This window comes from Aeromonas sp. ASNIH5 (assembly GCF_002902865.1).
In the GTDB taxonomy this organism is placed as follows: domain Bacteria; phylum Pseudomonadota; class Gammaproteobacteria; order Enterobacterales; family Aeromonadaceae; genus Aeromonas; species Aeromonas caviae.
The window spans coordinates 2,501,164-2,519,806 of sequence record NZ_CP026122.1 but is presented as its reverse complement, the minus strand read 5'-3'; the positions used below and the strand labels follow the sequence as shown (position 1 = coordinate 2,519,806).

16 protein-coding genes and 1 pseudogene are annotated in these 18,643 nt (G+C 63.2%); 5 read left to right on the top strand and 12 right to left on the bottom strand.

Translation table 11 applies throughout. The features are described from left to right. Positions 1 to 49 precede the first annotated feature (49 nt). A complete protein-coding gene (gene dbpA, locus C2U30_RS11705; protein WP_039039771.1) occupies positions 50 to 1,429 on the bottom strand; it encodes an ATP-dependent RNA helicase DbpA in 1,380 nt (459 codons plus the stop codon). 527 nt (positions 1,430 to 1,956) lie between these two features. Here dbpA and C2U30_RS11700 point away from each other — a divergent pair. Then, positions 1,957 to 3,162: a NupC/NupG family nucleoside CNT transporter gene (locus C2U30_RS11700; protein ID WP_041214374.1), complete on the top strand. Its 1,206-nt coding sequence runs from the start codon at positions 1,957 to 1,959 to the stop codon at positions 3,160 to 3,162. 106 nt (positions 3,163 to 3,268) lie between these two features. Here C2U30_RS11700 and C2U30_RS11695 read toward each other — a convergent pair whose 3' ends face one another. The 3 genes from C2U30_RS11695 to C2U30_RS11685 all read right to left on the bottom strand — a co-directional run bounded on the left by C2U30_RS11695 (position 3,269) and on the right by C2U30_RS11685 (position 4,718). Continuing rightward, positions 3,269 to 3,826, bottom strand: a complete 558-nt coding sequence (locus tag C2U30_RS11695) for a cytochrome b/b6 domain-containing protein (protein ID WP_103243802.1) — start codon at positions 3,824 to 3,826, stop codon at positions 3,269 to 3,271. Positions 3,827 to 3,874: 48 nt separating this feature from the next. Continuing rightward, entirely contained in the window at positions 3,875 to 4,144 is a 270-nt protein-coding gene (locus tag C2U30_RS11690; RefSeq protein WP_010672753.1) for a PepSY domain-containing protein, read from the bottom strand. Between the two features lie 121 nt (positions 4,145 to 4,265). Further along, on the bottom strand, positions 4,266 to 4,718 hold the full coding sequence (locus C2U30_RS11685; RefSeq protein WP_103243801.1) for a YaiI/YqxD family protein: 453 nt from the start codon (positions 4,716 to 4,718) through the stop codon (positions 4,266 to 4,268). 131 nt (positions 4,719 to 4,849) lie between these two features. Here C2U30_RS11685 and zntB point away from each other — a divergent pair. After that, positions 4,850 to 5,814, top strand: a pseudogene (gene zntB, locus C2U30_RS11680) (zinc transporter ZntB). A gap of 9 nt (positions 5,815 to 5,823) precedes the next feature. Beyond that, positions 5,824 to 6,342, top strand: coding sequence for a mechanosensitive ion channel domain-containing protein (locus tag C2U30_RS11675; protein ID WP_010672756.1), 519 nt, complete (start codon positions 5,824 to 5,826; stop codon positions 6,340 to 6,342). A gap of 36 nt (positions 6,343 to 6,378) precedes the next feature. Here C2U30_RS11675 and C2U30_RS11670 read toward each other — a convergent pair whose 3' ends face one another. From C2U30_RS11670 to C2U30_RS11635, 8 genes are all read right to left on the bottom strand, one after another. Continuing rightward, a complete protein-coding gene (locus tag C2U30_RS11670; protein WP_010672757.1) occupies positions 6,379 to 6,627 on the bottom strand; it encodes a hypothetical protein in 249 nt (82 codons plus the stop codon). Between the two features lie 69 nt (positions 6,628 to 6,696). Further along, entirely contained in the window at positions 6,697 to 8,487 is a 1,791-nt protein-coding gene (locus tag C2U30_RS11665) for a cation:proton antiporter (RefSeq protein ID WP_103243800.1), read from the bottom strand. A 94-nt stretch (positions 8,488 to 8,581) separates the two neighbouring features. Further along, positions 8,582 to 9,103 (bottom strand): MltR family transcriptional regulator, encoded by a 522-nt coding sequence (locus C2U30_RS11660; RefSeq protein ID WP_010672759.1) that lies wholly within the window; start codon positions 9,101 to 9,103, stop codon positions 8,582 to 8,584. Positions 9,104 to 9,199: 96 nt separating this feature from the next. After that, positions 9,200 to 10,345, bottom strand: a complete 1,146-nt coding sequence (locus C2U30_RS11655; RefSeq protein ID WP_042015428.1) for a mannitol-1-phosphate 5-dehydrogenase — start codon at positions 10,343 to 10,345, stop codon at positions 9,200 to 9,202. 37 nt (positions 10,346 to 10,382) lie between these two features. Next, positions 10,383 to 12,311 carry a PTS mannitol transporter subunit IICBA gene (locus tag C2U30_RS11650; RefSeq protein WP_041212287.1) on the bottom strand — a complete coding sequence of 643 codons (1,929 nt, stop codon included), beginning with the start codon at positions 12,309 to 12,311 and terminating at the stop codon, positions 10,383 to 10,385. A gap of 644 nt (positions 12,312 to 12,955) precedes the next feature. Continuing rightward, entirely contained in the window at positions 12,956 to 14,977 is a 2,022-nt protein-coding gene (locus C2U30_RS11645; RefSeq protein ID WP_103243799.1) for an exoribonuclease II, read from the bottom strand. 86 nt (positions 14,978 to 15,063) lie between these two features. Beyond that, on the bottom strand, positions 15,064 to 15,963 hold the full coding sequence (locus C2U30_RS11640; RefSeq protein WP_010672764.1) for a LysR family transcriptional regulator ArgP: 900 nt from the start codon (positions 15,961 to 15,963) through the stop codon (positions 15,064 to 15,066). Positions 15,964 to 16,196: 233 nt separating this feature from the next. Then, on the bottom strand, positions 16,197 to 16,826 hold the full coding sequence (locus C2U30_RS11635) for an acyl-homoserine-lactone synthase (protein ID WP_029313613.1): 630 nt from the start codon (positions 16,824 to 16,826) through the stop codon (positions 16,197 to 16,199). A 64-nt stretch (positions 16,827 to 16,890) separates the two neighbouring features. On the opposite strand from C2U30_RS11635, the gene C2U30_RS11630 reads away from it, so the two are divergent. Both C2U30_RS11630 and lysE read left to right on the top strand, forming a co-directional pair. Beyond that, positions 16,891 to 17,673, top strand: a complete 783-nt coding sequence (locus tag C2U30_RS11630) for a LuxR family transcriptional regulator (RefSeq protein ID WP_010672766.1) — start codon at positions 16,891 to 16,893, stop codon at positions 17,671 to 17,673. A 262-nt stretch (positions 17,674 to 17,935) separates the two neighbouring features. After that, the gene (gene lysE, locus C2U30_RS11625) at positions 17,936 to 18,556 is read left to right on the top strand and encodes an L-lysine exporter (protein ID WP_103243798.1); all 621 of its coding nucleotides are present in this window, start codon (positions 17,936 to 17,938) and stop codon (positions 18,554 to 18,556) included. Positions 18,557 to 18,643: the final 87 nt, after the last annotated feature.

The window sequence follows — 18,643 nt, the reverse complement described above, 5'->3', positions numbered from 1 at the left end:
ACAGGCGCCTGTCAGGCGCCTGTGGTCTGGCTGGGGCGTATGAAATACCTTAGCCCAGTTTGCGGGCACGGTAGCTGCGCCCCTTGATCTTGCCTTCCTGCAACCGCTTGAGGGCGGCGCTCGCCACCTGGCGCTTCACCGCCACGTAGGAGTACTGCTCGGAAATCTGGATCTTGCCCACATCGGCCCCGGCAATGCCGCCTTCGCCGGTCAGGGCGCCGAGGATGTCACCGGCACGCACCTTGCTCTTGCGGCCCGCATCGATGGAGAGGGTCACCATCTGCGGCGCGATCGGCTTGATGTCGCGGCCGATCCCGGCCAGGTCGCCCTGGGGAATGGGGGCCTGCTGGTACTCCTCGATGAAGTTGACGCGCTGGGCCTCGTTCGGCTGGTAGAGGCTCAGGGCCAGGCCCTGCTGGCCGGCACGGCCGGTACGGCCGATGCGGTGCACGTGCACCTCGGGGTCGTAGGTGAGCTCGTAGTTGATGACGGCCCCCAGCTCCTTGATGTCGAGGCCGCGGGCCGCCACGTCGGTGGCGACCAGTATGGTGGCGCTGCCGTTGGCGAAGCGCACCAGCACCTGATCCCGCTCACGCTGTTCCAGGTCACCGTTCAGCGCCAGCGCCGAGAAGCCCTTGGCGGCCAGGTGATCGGCCACGTCGTTGCAGGCGCGCTTGGTGTTGCAGAACACCACGCAGGAGCCCGGTTGGTAGTGGCTGAGCAGCCAGGTGAGGGCATCGAGGCGCTGGCCGGCCGGCACTTCATACAACTTCTGTTCGATGGCGCTCTCTTCATGCAGGGACTCCACGCTCACCTCCACCGGGTTGCGTTGCACGCCGCGGCTCATCTGGGCGATCCCTTCCGGATAGGTGGCGGAGAACAGCAGGGTTTGCCGATCCCGCGGGGCGTGGCTGATGACGCGGTTGATGTCTTCGCCAAAGCCCATGTCCAGCATGCGATCCGCTTCGTCCAGCACCAGCGTCTTGAGGTCGTCGAGCTCAAGGGTGCCCTGCTCCAGGTGCTTGAGGATCCGGCCCGGGGTGCCGACGGCGATGTGGGCGCCAAAGCCCAGGGTGGCGGATTGCGGTGCGGTCGGGGTGCCGCCGCACAGGGTCACCAGCTTGACGTTGGGCAGGGTACGGGCAAGACGGCGGATCTCGGTGGCCACCTGATCCGCCAGCTCGCGGGTCGGACAGAGCACCAGCGCCTGCACGGCCAGCCGGTTGACGTCCAGCTTGGCCAGCAGACCCAGGCCGAAGGCCGCGGTCTTGCCGCTGCCGGTTTTCGCCTTGGCGATCAAATCTTTGCCGTCGAGCACCAGGGGCAGGCTCTGGGCCTGGATCGGGGTCATCTGCAGATAGCCCAGGCTGGCGAGGTTGTCCTGCAGGGCGGAGGAGAGGTTCAGGCTGCTAAATTCGCTGTTGTTCACAAAAGGACTCTATGTCGGAAAACCAGAAATGGGGGTGCGCGATGCGCAAGGGGGCGCATCATACCAGAATGTGCCGCCGGATGCGGTGAATATTTGAACGGTTGGTGTCATGGGTTGCCGATGGAGGCTTCTGTCTGCGTTGGCGGGCTTGCGGTATGTAAAAAGAGCACAATGGAACAGGGTGGTCATGGCCAGATCATGATGAATGGCGAGAAAACGTTTTTAATTAAACATGTCCTGGTGATGATGAGTCATCGGAGGATGCCATATGGGATATAGCCGTTATGAAATATATATACGAATGAGGAGTAAAATTAATGAAAGTTCATAACTTATTGTTTTTGATTTATTTTTAAGCTTTCTCAATGACGATTAATAATCATGTGTCTTGGCAATTAATTTAAAAACGTTTGTATTATTTCGCATGCATATTTTTACCGCGGATTGTGATGATTCTCTGATTTTTAAATATGCAGTTCTTTATGATGGCGCCGGTCAAAAATAACAATTCAATGGGTGCTACTGGTATGGAATACGTTCATTTCGTGCTCGGACTCGTGATGGTCCTGGCATTGGCGTTGCTGGCAAACCGCCGCAACTGGAAACAGATCAAGCTGCGTTACATCGGCCAGCTGCTGGTGGTCGAGCTGGCGCTCGCCTGGTTCATGCTCAACTCCGAAGTGGGTCTGGCGGTGGTGGGTGGCTTTGCCGCCGGCTTCACCAAGCTGATGGAGTTTGCCAAGCAGGGGACCGACTTCGTGTTCGGCGGTCTGGTCAACGAAGGGGCCTTCTCCTTCTTCCTGATGGTGCTGATGCCCATCGTCTTCATCTCCGTGTTGATCGGCATTTTGCAGTACATCCGTCTGCTGCCCATCGTCATTCGTGGCATCGGCACCGTGCTGGCCAGGATCAACGGCATGGGCAAGCTGGAGTCCTTCAACGCCATCAGCTCCATGATCGTCGGTCAGTCCGAGAACTTCATCGCCCTCAAGAACATACTGCCGCACCTGAACGAGAAGCAGATGTACACCCTGGCGGCGACGGCCATGTCCACCGTCTCCATGTCCATCGTCGGTGCCTACATGCAGCTGATCGAGCCGCGCTACGTGGTGGCCGCACTGGTACTCAACATGTTCAGCACCTTTGTGGTGCTTTCCCTCATCAACCCCTACGAGCCCGACAATACCGTGACCGATGCCAAGGCGCTGGCCGAGGGTGACGAGCACCATACGCCGAAGAAGGAGAACTTCTTCGAGATGCTGGGGGAATACATCATGGCCGGTTTCACCGTGGCGGTGATCGTCGGTGCCATGCTGGTGGGCTTCATTGCCCTGATCGCCCTCATCAACTACCTGTTCGAGGCGGCGTTCGGCGTCAACTTCCAGCACGTCATGGGCTACATCTTCTATCCCGTTGCCTGGATCCTGGGCATCCCGGGCAGTGAAGCGCTGCAGGCCGGCTCCATCATGGCGACCAAGCTGGTGACCAACGAGTTTGTGGCCATGATGGATCTGGGCAAGATTGCCGCCGAGCTCTCCCCGCGCACCGTCGGCATCCTCTCCATCTTCATGGTGTCGTTCGCCAACTTCAGCTCCATCGGCATCATTGCCGGTGCGGTGAAGGCGCTCAACGAAGAGAAGGGCAACATGGTTTCCCGCTTCGGTCTGAAGCTGGTCTATGGCTCCACCCTGGTGAGCCTGCTCTCCGCCGTGATCGCCGGTGTGATGATCTAGGTCCTCCCCCCGCGCTGCTCATGACGACCCCCTGCCTTGGCAGGGGGTCTTTTTTTGGGCAGATGAGCGGGTGAACAGAGGAGGGGACTGGTCGGCAGCCCGGCCATCAAGCGCGGGGGTCTTCCACCTTGATGTTGGCGGGGACCCGCTTGTTGCCCAGCACCATGGCGCGGACCAAATCGCTGCGGGTGAGGCGATCGGTCAGGAGTACCACGGCCGCATGGACGCCAACGGCGGCCATCAGGGTGTTGGCGATGATGCCGTGCAGCTCCTCCAGCCACTCCTCGCCCCAGAAGGCATCCCAGGTGGTGAGCCAGCCGGTGACGACGGTCCCGACCAGGGACAGCAGCAGCAGCCAGATCATCAGGGAGCCGACCGGATTGTGGCCGAGGTAGTAGGGGTGGCGCCCCTGGGCGAGCTGACGCAGGTAGTAGCGGACCCGGGCAGGGGTTGGCCACCACTGGCCGAAGCGGGCGTAATAGGGGCCGACCAGCCCCCACAGCAGGCGGATGATGAGCAGGATGCCCACCGCGTAGCCAGCATATCTGTGGGGTTTGCTGCCCTCTTCCAGCACGAAGAAGTTGAGCAGGCAGAGGGTGACGGTCGCCCAGTGAAACACCCGGATGAGGGGATCCCAGACTTTCACTTCATAGGCAGGTGTCATGGCAAGGCTCCATGGTGGGGGCCGGGGGAAGACCGGCCCGGGGCGGCGTTACTCGTCGATCTCTTCTTTCACCTTTTTCAGGTCAGTCGGGTCGAAGTAGATCTCGACCTTGCGCTTCTCCTTGTCCCAGCCGTAGATCTCGTAGCAGCCGGTCTTGGTGGCCTTGAACTTCTTGATGTCGTAGCCCATCGCCTTGATCTGCTGCTGGGCGTCGGCTTCGCTCATCCACTTGCTCTTGTCGGCCTGGGTGCATTGGGGGTCGGCCAGGGCTGCGCCGCTCAACAGGGGGATCAGTAACAACAGGGGGGTCAGTTTCATTGCTTGCTCCTTGCGGGTAGTTGGGTCAACAGTCGCAAGGCTAATCAAGGAGCATTAAGGAAGAATTAAGGGAAAAGGGAAATGAATGGCTCTCCCCGGCGGTGGGCCGGGGAGAGGGTGATCAGCTCAGCTTGCCCCTGACCAGCCACTTGTCCAGCGCATTGGCGAAGCGCTGCTTGTCGGCGGCGTTGAAGGGCGCAGGGCCACCGGTCTGGACGCCGGCAGAGCGCAGCTCCTCCATGAAGTTGCGCATCCCGAGCCGTGCCTGGATGGTTTCCCGGGTGTAGATCTCGCCCCGGGGATTGAGCGCCTCGCCCCCGGCGTCGATGACCCAGGAGGCGAGGGGAATGTCGCCGGTGATCACCAGGTCGCCGGGCTTGACCTGCTGGGCGATGACATGATCTGCCACATCGAAGCCCTTCTCCACCTGCTGGGTCTTGATGAAGGGGGAGGGGGGGACTCTGAGCCCCTGGTTGGCCACTAGCGTGGTCACCACCTGGGCGCGGTGGGCGGCGCGGTAGAGGATGTCCTTGACCGGGATGGGGCAGGCATCGGCATCAACCCAGATGGGCATGGCATGGCTTCCTGTGTCTGGAACGGGTGGCGCATCTTAGCATGGCTGGTGCGGGGCGGCTGCCCCGGGGCTGAGTCGTCCCCGCCTTTGGTGTAAGCTGGGGCCTGCACATGAAACGAGAAGGAGACGAGATGGATCGGGTGCCCGGTGACGTGATTTATGGCCTGACCCTGGACGGCAAGGGGGGCATGACCCCGCTGGCCGAAGGTAGCAAGATCCCCGGTGCCCAGCCCGGCTGGCTGCATCTGGACTACGGCAACCCGGAGTCGGCGCGCTGGCTGCTGCAGACGCCGCTGCTGGGGGAGGCGGCCCGGGAGGCCCTGCTCGGCCAGAGCAATCGTCCCAAGCTGGTGCGGATGGGGGAGACGGTGCTGCTGATCCTGCGCGGCATCAACCACAACAAGGATCACAGGCCTGAAGAGATGGTGGCCCTGCGGATCTTCATCACGCCGGATCTCATCATCAGCAGCCGACGTCGTCCGCTGCTCTCCGAGAAAGATGTGTTCGAGCAGCTGTCGCTGGGGGGCGGTGCCGACACACCCGCCGACTGGCTGGTGGAGATATGCGACGCCCTGACCGACCGGGCCGGGGAGTTCGTCGAGGAGCTGCACGACCAGATCCTGGATCTGGAGGAGATGGTGCTGATGCGCGACCTGCCCGCCAACGGTCGGCTTGCGCGCATCCGCAAGCAGCTCATCATGATCCGTCGCTACCTCTCCCCCCAGCGGGATCTGGTGGCGCGCCTGGCCAACGAGAAGATCAGCTGGCTGGACGAAGATGACAGGCGACGCCTGCTCGACATCGCCGACCGCTTGCGGCGCTGGCTCGACGATCTGGATGCCGGGGTGGCGCGCACCGCCGTGCTGGCGGACGAGATCAACAACCTGATGGCGGAGGCGACCAACCGCCGTGCATACCAGATGTCGGTGATGGCGCTGCTGTTCCTGCCCGCCAGCTTCCTGACCGGCCTGTTCGGCATCAACCTGGGGGGATCCCCGGGGCCGAGAGTCCGACCGCCTTCTGGGTGTTCTGTGGCTTCCTGCTGGTGCTGGCGACCGGACTGGCGGTCTGGCTCAAGCACAGGCGCTGGTGGTAAGGGGTGAACATGACGACATGGGAATCTTTTGGCGTGACCCTGCTGCTGTTGCTGGGGCACACCCTGGTGCGCGGCCTCATTCACAAGAGCCTGATGGCCCTTGGCCAGAGCCGGCAGGTGAGCGAGAACCGGGTGATCTACGTGGAGCACGTATTCCACTTCCTGCTGGGCTGCGCCACCCTGCTGATCCTGGCCGGGGTCTGGGGGCTCGACTTCTCCCGGCTGGTGGTGCTCGCCTCCTCCTTCTTCGCGGTACTGGGGGTCGCCATGGTGGCCCAGTGGTCGATCCTCTCCAACATCACCGCCAGCATCACCATCTTCTTCGCCTTCCCCTACAAGATTGGCGATCGCATCCGCATCCTCGACAAGGATGACTCTGTCACCGGCATCATCACCGAGATCGGCCTCTTCTACGTGCGGGTGCGGGATGACAACGGCGATCTGGTCACCTATCCGGCGAACCTTATTCTGCAAAAGCCGGTGAGGCGGCTGGAGGGAAAGGAGGCTGAGTCCACGCAGCCGGAATGAGAAAAGGCTCCCTCGGGAGCCTTTTTCGATGGCTGTTCAGCGTTCGAAGAAGCGGTAGAGGTGCTCGACCTGGACGGGGCAGTCGGCCACCAGGTGGATGTGGTCCCGTGCCTCCTCGGTGGACGAGAAGCTCATGGGGCACCCCAGGGTGTCCGTCATCACGTAGAGGTGGCCGTCCTGCCCCCTGAACTCCACGATCCAGCCGGGGGAGACGATGTCGTGCATGATCTCCGCCTCCTTGAATCTGTGCTGCTGGTGAAGCGCGCGCAATTCACTGACTGTCATGACATCCTCCTATGACTCATGGCGCCACCCTCAAGTCTAGTTCTCCTTCCCGGTGGCGCCGTCATCGGATCAGGGCGCCGTCACCCCCTCCCGGGGTGGTTGCAGGGCGATCAGCAGCTCTCCGGGCAGCGGCGTGACAGGGCCGGTGACCACCCTGGGTCTGGCCTTGGCATCCAGCACGAACAGAGGAATGGCGCCGGGATTGGCATCCTGATACTGGTCCCAGTCGAAGGTGTCGCTCAGGCGGGTCGCCTTGATCTGCCCGCCCCGGCTCAGCAGGCCGCTCAGCCTGGCGAAGTTGATGTCGGCGCCGAACAGGTTCTGGCGGGCACGGAAGGTGGCGCTCTCCCGGTTGGCCTTGCCGTGCTGTTCGCTGGAACGCAGGGAGTGGACCTTCTCCTCCCCGTAGAGGTGGGCGAAGTGCAGCACCCCGAGGGCGTTGTTGTGGCGGCTGGGAGAGAGCGCCAGCACGGTGCTGATGCTGGTGAGGGGCAGGTGCCGCTCGGCGTGCTCCGACTGGGGGTTGCCGAAGTAGCAGGGCAGGCCGCTCATGCGGGCCAGCTTGCAGTGCTCCCAGGCAGGATCGGAGAGCTGCACCGGGATCCCCTGATCCGCCAGCGCCTTGCCGATGGCCCGGGCCACCGAGTTGGCGCCGATGAGCAGCCAGACATTGGGGGCGCTCTGGCGCATGTCGAGCAATCTGGCCAATGGCGTGGCCGTCAGGCTCTGCAGCACCACGGTGAAGATGATGACCGCAAACACCAGGGGCACCAGCTTGTCGGCATCCTTGATGCCGGCCTCGTGCATGCTGATGGCGAAGGAGGCGCTGACCGCCGCCGCCACTATGCCCCGGGGGGCTATCCAGGCGAGCAGGGCGCGGGCGCGCCAGGGCAGGTCCGACCCCCGGGTCGAGACCAGGATGCAGAGCGGGCGGGCCACGAACTGCACCACGCACAGCAGGGCCAGCACCATGGGGCCGAGCTGCCAGAGCTGGGCCAGATCGAGGCGGGCCGCCAGCAGGATGAAGAGGGAGGAGATGAGAATGACGGCGAGATCCTCCTTGAAGGCCAGCACCTCCTCCAGATCCAGCCCCTCCTGGTTGGCGAGCCAGATGCCGAACACGGTCACCGCCAGCAGGCCGGATTCGTGACTGAGCCAGTCAGACAGGGTGAAGGTCACCAGCACCAGCGCCAGTACCCCGAACTTGTGCAGGCTGACCGGCAGCCAGTCCTTGCGGATGAGCAGGGTGGTGAGCCAGCCGGCACCGACCCCGATGAGCGACCCCACTCCCACCGTCTTGGCCAGGGCCAGCAGGGTATGACCGACCAGATCCCCCTGGCTGCCGAGGCGCACCGCCTCGAACACCAGTACCGCGAACAGGGCGCCGATGGGGTCGATGACGATCCCCTCCCAGCGCAGGATCTTGTCCACCTCCCGGACCGGGCGGATCACGTTGAGCATGGGGGCGATCACCGTGGGGCCGGTCACCACCAGCACGGCGCCGAGCACCATGGCGACCCGCCAGTCCAGCCCAAGCAGGAAGTAGCTGGCGGCGCCGATGACGGCAAAGCTGGTCACCATGCCGGTGGAGCAGAGGTTGCGTACCACCTTGCCGATCCCCTTGAGTTCGGTCAGGTGCAGGGTCAGCGCCCCTTCAAACAGGATGATGGCGACCGAGAGGGAAACCAGGGGAAACAGCAGATCCCCCAGCAACTGATCGGGATCGAGCAGACCGGTCACCGGGCCGAGCAAGAGGCCGCTCAGCAGCAGGAACAAAATGGCGGGAACGCGCACGGACCAGGCAAGCCATTGGGCGAGCAGGGAGATGAGGGCTATTCCGGCGAGGGAGAGAGCAATCATGCCAACCTCGTACAGGTGATGGGGTTGGACCTAGTGTAGCGGGGAAGGGGGGCAAGATGACACCCGCCAGGCGTGCAGGAGAGAGCCGCTCAGATCAGATGGGGCTCTCTTTGTGGAGTTCGGTGACGCAATCGGTCACCGCCAGCACCAGGGCGGAGCGCACCATCTGATCGAGCCGGTTGAGCTGCATCTGGTAGAGGGGCCAGTCCTCCTCGTTGGCCGGGGGATCCTGCGGCATCATGCTGCCCTGCTGGATGGCATTCAGGCGCTCGAGCAGATCGCGGACCGGCTTGTCGCTGAAGCGGTAATCCTTGGGGTCGCGTACCAGAAAGTCGCGGATCTTCAGGTACGCCTCGAGATCCTGATAGCGCTCGAGGGAGATGAGGCCGAGGGCGAAGATGAGCTTGAGGCGCACCTCCAGCTGGCCGAGGGGGCCGCTCTGGTTGAGCAGGGGTTCGATGGCGTATTTGACGGCATACTCCTCCTGACGAAAGGCTCGCCGCATCAGGGAGTCGACCGCCTCTTCCAGGATGGTCACGACCTCGAGAAAGAAGCCGCGGGGGCCATCCTGCTCGTTCAGTCGCTCCAGTACTTCATCTTCCTGGTGTGTGGTCATAAGTGCTTCGGGTCCGGCTGACAGGGGGAGAGCAGGCCTCCCCCGGTTTGTATCGTATGGGGTCCGTCACGGGCGGTGTGACGCCACCCCATCAGGTCACTTCAAGTTGTTGTAACGGGCGACGATGGTGCGTACCACATCGCTGTGCTCATCCAGGCCGGTGACGCGGGCCAGGGTCCGTGCCGGACCAAGTTCCGCCAGCATGGCCTGCAGCTCCACCGCCTGGGGATCGTCCTCATTGCGGTAATGCAGTGCGGCGGCGATGCCCTCCTGCAGGTGATCGCTCGGCAGGCCGTATTCCAGGGTGCCGAGCAGCGGCTTCACCAGTCTGTCCCCCGCCGCCAGCTTGCGCAGCGGCTGGCGACCGACCCTGTCAATCTCGTCCACCAGATAGGGGTTGGCGAAGCGGGAGAGGATCTTCTCGATGTAGGCGGCGTGCAGGCGCGGGTCGAAGCCGTAGCGTTTCACCAGCACGGCCCCGCTCTCCTCCATGGCGCGGCGCACCTTGCTGCGGATCAGCGGATCCTCGATCGCCTCGCGCACGGTGTGATAGCCCCTGAGCTTGCCGAGGTAGGCGGTGACGATGTGGCCGGTGTTGAGGGTGAACAGCTTGCGCTCGACGAAGGCCATCAGGTTGTCGGTGGGCTCCATGCCTGCCACCTGGGGCAACTCCCCCTTGAACTGGGTCCGATCGACGATCCACTCGCTGAAGCTCTCCACCGTCACCTCCAGGGGATCGTCGTTCGCCGCGGCGGGCGGAACGATGCGATCCACCGCCGAGTCGACGAAGCCGACGCACTGCTCGAGGGTGGCATGATACGCGACCGGCAGGTACTTGAGTACCTCCTCCTTGAGGTGGCTGGTGCCGCGCACCATGTTCTCGCAGGCGATGACGTTGAGGGGAGTCAGGTTGCCGGCATCGAAGCGGGCCTGCAGCCCCTTGGCCAGGGTGCTGGCAATCTTGTCCAAGATGTTGGGGCCGACCGCCGTGGTGACCAGATCGGCGGTGATGATACGGGCGATCACCTCGTGTCCGGCCGAGCTGACGGCGGCAACGTTGCGCACCACGTCCAGCTTCTGATCCGTGCCCACCACGTGCACCTTGTACTCCTGGCGGTGGTTGAGCTGGTCGATCAGGGTCTCGTTGACATCGGCGAAGGTGACCTGATGGCTGGCGTCAGCCAGCAGTTTGCCGATGAAGCCCCGACCGATGTTGCCGGCACCAAAATGCAATGTTTTCATGATATTAACCTCTACAACCAAAGACGATGACGGATGATTACGCGGCCTGCTCGGCCCCCAGCAGATCCAGGAACTCCTGGGGATCCTGGGTGCTGGCCAGACGGTCGACGAGACCGGGCTCATCCAGTGCATTGGTCAGGCGGGTTATGACCTGTATGTGTTCATCGTTGCGGGCGGCAATGCCGATGACCAGGCGCGCCACTTCATCGGCGCCCTCGCCGAAGGCGACTCCGGCCGGGTACTGGCAGATGACGATGCCGGTACGCTTCACGTGCTCCTTGGCGGCGATGGTGCCGTGGGGCACGGCGATGGATTCGCCGAGGTAGGTGGAGACCAGCTGTTCGCGCTCCAGCATGGCGTCGACGTAGTCCGGTGCCACATAGCCTCGCTCGGCCAGCAGCTTGCCGGCGGTCACGATGGCCGCTTCCTTGCTCTCGGCCTTGAGGCCCAGGTGCACGTCCTGCAGGCTCAGGGTGAAGACTTCCGGCTCCTGCGGCTCGTAGCTGTCGTCGTTGGCCGCCACCAGCAGTTGCGGGTTGGCGACGTCATCGTTGGCCGCGTTGGCCAGGCTGAGGTTCTGCACCAGCTCCTGATAGAGGGCGTTGTCGAGGAAGTTGGTCAGCGAAATGTGCTGTGCATGCGGCGCATGGCGACGGGCACGGTCGGTGAGATCCTTGTGGGTGATGACCAGATCCACCTGATCGTCCAGGTTGTTGATGGCACGGTTGGTCACGCTGATGTCGAGACCGGCGGCCTGCACCCGCTTGCGCAGCATGCCGGCGCCCATGGCACTGGAGCCCATGCCCGCATCGCAGGCGACGACGATGTTGCGCACTGCGGTCAGCTCGGTTTCCGGCTTCTTGGCGGCGGTGGTCTCGGGCTTGGCACCCTTCATGGCCTTCATCTTGCGGGTGGCTTCACCCAGGGCATCGGCCTCGTCGGCTTCCGGCTGCTGGGCACGGACGAACACGGCGGCGACCAGGAAGGAGACGGTGGCGGAGGCGACGATGGAGAGCAGCACCCCGATGAGGGAGGCTTTCGGCGTCATCAGCAGCACGGCGAAGATGGAGCCCGGGGAGGCGGGGGAGACCAGACCGGCGTTGAACAGGGTCAGGGTGAAGACCCCGGTCATGCCGCCTGCGATCACCGCCAGGATGAGGCGCGGGTTCATCAGCACGTACGGGAAGTAGATTTCGTGGATGCCGCCGAAGAAGTGGATGATGGACGCACCGGCAGCGGACTGCTTGGCGGCGCCACGGCCGAACACCATGTAGGCCAGCAGCACGCCCATGCCCGGACCCGGGTTCGCTTCGATCAGGAAGAAGATGGAGCGGCCCTGTTCGGTGGCTTGCTGGATCCCGAGCGGCGAGAAGATGCCGTGGTTGATGGCGTTGTTCAGGAACAGGATCTTGGCCGGCTCGACGAAGATGGAGGTGAGGGGCAGCATGTGGTTGTCCACCAGGAAGCCGACACCGCTCGCCAGCACGCCGGAGAGCACCTTGACGAAGGGACCGATGACGAAGAAGGCGAGAATGGCGAGCAACATGCCGATGATGCCGGCGGAGAAGTTGTTCACCAGCATCTCGAAGCCGCTCTTGACGCGACCTTCCATCGCCTTGTCGAAGCGCTTGATGGCCCAGCCACCCAGCGGGCCGACCATCATGGCGCCCATGAACATGGGGATGTCGGTCCCCACGATGACGCCCATGGTGGTGATGGCACCGACCACGGCACCCCGGTCCCCCCCGATCAGCTTGCCGCCGGTATAGCCAATCAGCAGCGGCAGCAGGTAGGTGATCATGGGACCGACCAGCTTGGCCAAGGTTTCATTGGGCAGCCAGCCAGTGGGGATGAAGAGGGCGGTGATGAAGCCCCAGGCGATGAAGGCGCCTATGTTGGGCATGACCATATTGGACAGGAAGCGTCCAAAATTCTGTATCTTGACTTTGGTATCCGGTGATAACATGTCGGGACCCCGTTTTAAGCCTGTGTGATTAAAAGTGGTAGTCGGGATGACGAGTTTTGCCGAACTCCCATCCCAGTCGTCTAAGCAACTTCAATCTACCAGCTTGTGATCAAATTAGGCTGAAAACGGGGTGTCTTGTGACCTGGATCTCAAATACCCCGACCTCCCCCCTCCCGACATAGTGATGACGATCACAGTCAGTCGCTGTATTTCGGCTACATTTCGATCTTCTCGCCTCTGGGTGTCAATTTTTTGTGATTGATGTCTCGTTTTGCGGTTTGCGCAAACACGGTGTCAACGTGACTGTTGTCACAAAACCAAACTTTGCACTCAAATGAGTCATATTTTGTCGCCTCGTATTCGCAAGTAATGACGATGGATATGCCGCAGTTCATCGTTAATCACCAATGAATCATTTATTTTGTAACCCACTTTCAGTTTTTCCCCCGAGAGGTTCGGTTCCGACAAGGCCTCTTGTGACGCCCGGGTGGCGGATCCTGATCCGCTCCCGTCTCGATCCTCCCTGCCGGTAGCGACGCAGGCTGGGGCCTGCGAGCGGGTCTCCCATTCCGTCTGCCCGCGGAGCGCAGCCATAAAAAAAGCCCGCAGGATGCGGGCTTTTGCAGAGCAGACAAGCAGGGGGATCACTGCGCCTTGGGGGCCTCGTCGGCAGGCGCTGCATCGGCCTCGCTGGCAGGAGCGACCGGCGCCGGACCCGGCACCAGATCCACCGCCGGCTTGGCGATGAGGGAGCGGGTCTCTTCCACCGCCTCGGTCAGCTTCACCTCGATGATCTGGCCGAGCTCGTAGACCACCTCGGTCTTGTCCAGATAGACGCGGCCGTTGTCCCAGTTGCACTCCAGCCGATCCTTGTTGTCCAGGATATGGCGGGCGGGCATGAAGACCACGGCGCCGTTCTCCTGCAGGCGCAGCTTGAGGCCGGCGCGCATCACGTCGATGATCTCGGCGTTGAACACCTTGTCGGTGCCCGCATCGGCCTTGAGGTAGCGCACATAGAGCCAGTCGCCGATGTCGCGCTCCACCATGCGGTGCAGGCGGCGGCAGGCGGTCAGGTGCTCGGTCAGCTCCAGGCTGGGGCGCTCACCCGGGGTCTTGCCGGCGATGACCGCCTTGAGCAGGCGATGGTTGACCATGTCGCCGTATTTGCGGATGGGGGAGGTCCAGGTGGCGTAGGCATCCAGACCCAGGCCGTAGTGGGCACCCGGTTCGGCGGACATCAGGGCATAGCTCTGGAAGCGGCGGATCTTGCCGTCCAGCCAGCGGGTGTCCAGGTTGTCTATCCAGCGTCGCAGGGCGCAGAAGCCGGAGAGGCTGGCGATCTCTTCCTTCTCGAACGGGGCCTCGGCGGTCTTGAGCAGCTCGATGGCGCCGTCCAGGGACTCCTCGTCAAAGCCGGTGTGGACGTTGAAGATGCCGTAGCCGACCTCTTTGCCCAGCACGCGGCCGGCGCAGATGTTGGCGGCGATCATCGACTCTTCCACCATGCGGTTGGCGATGCGGCGCGGCTCCACGTGGATGGCCAGCACTTCGCCGTCTTCACCCAGCTCGAAGTCGTAGTCGGGTCTGTCCGGGAACACCAGGGCGTGCTCGGTGCGCCACTTGATGCGGGCCTCCGTCATCGCCTTCATCAGGGGCAGCTGGGCCAGGACGCCGGCGTCGATATCCAGCGCTTTGCCGTGCTCGGCCCAGTCGGAGACGTCGTCATAGCTGAGACGGGCATGGGAGACGATGCGGGCGGCGAAGAACTCGGTCTCCTCCAGCAGCAGGCCATCCTCGGCGATGAGCAGACGGGCGCACAGGGTGTTGCGCTCCTCGCCCTCTTTCAGGGAGCAGAGCTCGTCGGAGAGGGTGCGCGGGATCATGGGCACGTTGCGCCCCGGCATGTAGACGGTGAAGGCGCGCTGGGCGGCCTCCTTGTCCAGCTCGCTCCCCTCGGCCACATAGGCGGTCGGGTCGGCGATGGCCACCAGCAGCTCCCAGCCGTTCTCCAGCTTGGTGATGGCCAGGGCATCGTCCATGTCCTTGGTCTTGGCACCGTCGATGGTGAAGAAGGGAACCTGGGTCAGATCCCGGCGGGGCAGCTCTTCCTCTTCGATCACCTTCCACTCCGGCAGGTCCGCCGGTTCAATCTGGGCCAGGTTGTGGCGCGCCAGCACCACCCACCAGGGCACGTTGTGATCTTCCTGGGTGGCGATGAGCTGGGTGATCTCGGCGGAGAAGTTGCCGTCCACCAGGGCATGGCGCTTGAGGGTGGCAACCACCCAGTCCCCTTCCTTGAAGGACTTCTCGTCCAGACCCTTCTTGGCGCGGGCCTTGATGGCGTCCTTGATGAGGGGGTGGTCGGGCACCACGTTGAGGCGGTCGCGGAACATCTTCACGCGGCCGACGAAGCGGGTAACGGCCTGCTCCAGCAGGGCATCCGGCTCGGCCACCTCTTTCTCTTTTTCAGTGCGGATCAGGGCGCTCACCCGGTCACCGTGCATCACCTTCTTCATGTAGGGAGGCGGCACGAAATAGCTGGTCTTCTCATCGACCTCCAGGAAGCCGAAGCCCCGATCGGAGGCGCGGATCACACCCTCTTTCTTGGGGATGTTTTCGCGGATTTGTTGCTTGAGCTGGGCCAGCAGCGGATTGTCTTGGAACATAAATGGGGAACCTGAGTGGAGACCTGATGGTTAATCGCCCAGCACTATACGTTTTTACCCCCCCAAAGCCAAGGTGAATGGCCCCCTCAACGGGGTTGCAGTGCCCGTCGCCCCTGCTGGATCAGGCGCTGGGATATCTGCTTGTGCAGCCCCCGCTCCAGCACCCAGCGGTGCCAGTAGAGCTGCTCGACCAGGTGGTGATCCGGGTTGAGATCGAGCAGGCGCCCTTCTTCCAGTTGCTGGCGGATCTGCAATTCCGGGATGAGGCAGCAGGCCAGCCCCTGCTCCGCCATGGCGACGAAGGCCTCGGAGGATCGCACCGTGTGGCAGGGGTAGCCACCGGGGGGGAGGGCGAAATGACGGGCCATGTAGCTGATGTGCATGTCGTCGCGCTGATCGAAGGCCACCGCCGGCGCCTTGGCCAGGGCCGCCGCCGTGAGGCCGTTCGGGAAGTGGCGGGCGACGAAGGCGGGGCTGGCGGTGAGCAGATAGCGCATCTCGCCGAGTTCGTCGACACAGCAGCCCGCCAGCGGCTGGGGTTGCAGGCTGACGGCGCCGAACGCCTGCCCCTCGCGCACCCGGTCCAGGGTGCGGCTCTCGTCATCCACCAGAAGGTTCAGCTCGATGGGGTATTGCTCCAGCAGCGGCGCCAGGGCGGGCAGGAACCAGGTAGCCAGGCTGTCGGCATTGACGGCGATGCTGACCCGGATGGGGGCCCTGGGCTCGTCGGGGGAGAGCTCGCCGGCCAGCTCCAGCTCCAGCTGGCGCACCTGGCGATAGTGGGCCAGCAGCTTCTGGCCGAGCCCCGTGGCCTGCAGCGGCTGGCTGCGGATGATGAGCGGCTCCGCAAACTGCTGCTCCAGCTGCTTGATGCGCTGGGAGATGGCGGACTGGGTGATGTGCAGGCGCTGGGCGGCACGCTCGAAGTTTTGCTCCCGGATCACCGCGTCCAGGGCCAGCAGCAGCTTGTAGTCCAGCGTTTTCATCAGCATTCCTTATGAAAAAAGGGAGTTCAGCAAGAATGCTACTCAAGGGAGCGCCAGAGGACAACCTGACCGCCCCCATGGAGGGGGCCGGTGCCCGGGGCCGCCCCTGTGAGATGTGACAGTAGTCCTGACATGAGATTCATAAGATACTCACCCGGTCCGTTTTTGCATGGGGTGGAAACGGACCATAGCGAGCGTCTTGAATCCCGGGCCGGTCCCGGGACTTTTTTTGCTCAGATGACGGCGAGCAGAGCATCCCCCGCCGGCCGGTAATGGCCCTGCAGGGGGCGATGCACGGCGCGGTCGAAACGCTCGTCCAGGTGGAAGCGGATGCCGACCCCGCGCACGGCCCCCAGATCCACCGCCTGGCGATGGCCGAGGCGCTCGATGGGCAGGCCGAGGCGGCGGAAGATGCGCTCCACCGGCAGGCTGACCACGGCCACCAGCTCGCGGATCCCCTGCTCCCTGGCGAAGGCCAGCACCTCGCGGAAGATGACGCAGGTGAGTTCGCTGATGCCGTTCTCCAGGCGAGGGGCCCGGTCGGCGTCGATGGCGAGGCGGGTCAGCTCCCACACGTCGTTGCCGCGCGGCGGGGCTTCGCCAGCGAGGGCGGTGGGGAAGATACTGGGCAGCATGTAATCCTGGGCGCAACTGAGCAGGCGGATGCAGCCGCACAGCCCCTGCTTGTCTTCAATCAGCACCCAGTGGGTGTCGGGCTTGTCGAAGTTGTCCCGCTCCAGGCCACGGCGGGATTCCACGTCCCAACCGAGTCGATCGGAGAAGACGCGGTTGCGAAATCGGTAGAGCTCGTTTTCGACCTCCCATCTGGGGTGTTCTTTCAATTTTCCTTTGAAAACAAGCATTCATGTCTCTCCATTTCATGGTTAGGCGCTATAATCCAAGGCCTTGGCCAGGGGAGGCTTGCCTATGACACGCGACCAACTGCTTGAGTACCTGGAACATTTCACGCTGGTGACCGATGGCAACCGGCTGTCCGAGCTCATCGGCCGCTTCACCCTGGGAATGGGCTACGACTACTACCGCTTCGCCCTCATCCTGCCCATGTCGATGCAAAGGCCCAAGGTGGTGCTGTTCAACCAGTGCCCCGACTCCTGGGTACAGGCCTACACCCTGAACAACATGCTGGCCTGCGATCCCATCATCCAGCTCGCCCGCAGGCAGACCCTGCCCATCTACTGGAACCGGCTGGACGAGAAGGCGCGCTTCCTGCAAGAGGGGAGCATGGATGTGATGGGGCTGGCGGCGGAATTCGGGTTGCGCAACGGCATCTCGTTCCCGCTGCACGGGGCGGCGGGGGAGAACGGCATACTCTCTTTCATCACCCGGGAGCGGGCGTCGAGCGATCTGATGCTGGAGTCCTCGCCCATCCTCTCCTGGATGTCCAACTACATCTTCGAGGCGGCGATCCGGATCGTGCGCCAGAGCATGAGGGAGGACGATCCCCAGGAGCCCCTGACGGAGCGGGAGACCGAGTGCCTGTTCTGGGCCAGCGAAGGGAAGACATCGGGGGAGATCGCCTGCATCCTCGGCATCACGGAGCGCACCGTGAACTACCACCTCAATCAGGTCACCCGCAAGACGGGGTCGATGAACCGCTACCAGGCCATCGCCAAGGGGGTGAGCAGCGGCATCCTGCTGCCGAACCTGGAGCAGGTGGTGGTCACCAACTTCCCCTCCCTGCTGCAGTGAATACAGGCCCGGCGGCACCGGCTCGTCGCCTGGCATCCCCTCTGTCGCCATCACCGCTGTCCTGCGCCGTCCCATCCTGCCGCCGATTCTCGGGGCGGGGCTGTGACCCCACAATTGTCAGATCCTGCAATTGACAACCTTCTTTGTGTGGTTTCGGCCCGGTTTTCATCAGTTTTATGAATGCATCAGAAAATGAATGAATTTCTCTGATTACCCGCGCCCCCTTATAGTGCGTTTCTCTCTTTCACAGGAACGCATCCCCATGTTCGCCACCACCCTGCAAGGCTTTACCCTCGGCCTTGCCATGATCATCCCCATCGGGGCCCAGAATGCCTTCGTGCTGAGCCGGGGCATTCACCGCAATCACCACCTGCTGACGGCGACCCTCTGCTGCCTGTGCGATCTCGTGCTGATCGGCATCGGGGTGTTCGGCGGGGCCAACCTGCTGGCGGCCAGCCCGATCGGCCTGGCCCTGCTGACCTGGGGCGGCGTGCTCTTCCTCGGCTGGTTCGGTATCCGTTCCCTGCGCAGTGCCTGGCGCGGCCAGGAGGCGGCCCTGGCGGACTCGCCCCGGTTGATGGGGGTCAAGAGCGTGCTGGCCATGACCCTCGGAGTCACTCTGCTCAATCCCCACGTCTATCTGGATACCCTGATGCTGCTTGGCTCCTTCGGCAGCCAGTTTGCCGAGGAGCTCAGACCCGCCTTCGCGGCGGGGGCCATGCTGGCTTCTCTGGTCTGGTTCTACGGACTGGCGTTCGGGGCGGCCGCCCTCTCCCCCTGGCTTGCCCGGGGCCGGGTGCAGCAAGCCATTGATCTTGTTGTAGGTCTCATCATGCTGGTGCTGGCGGCCAAGCTGGCATTGGGTGCCATACCGGCCTCATGAGGCTATTTTTGTGCCGGGCTTCATAAAAATGAGTCCCGGTGCCATCTGCTGACATATTCGTCTGTTAAATTCCCGGCGCTGGTAAAG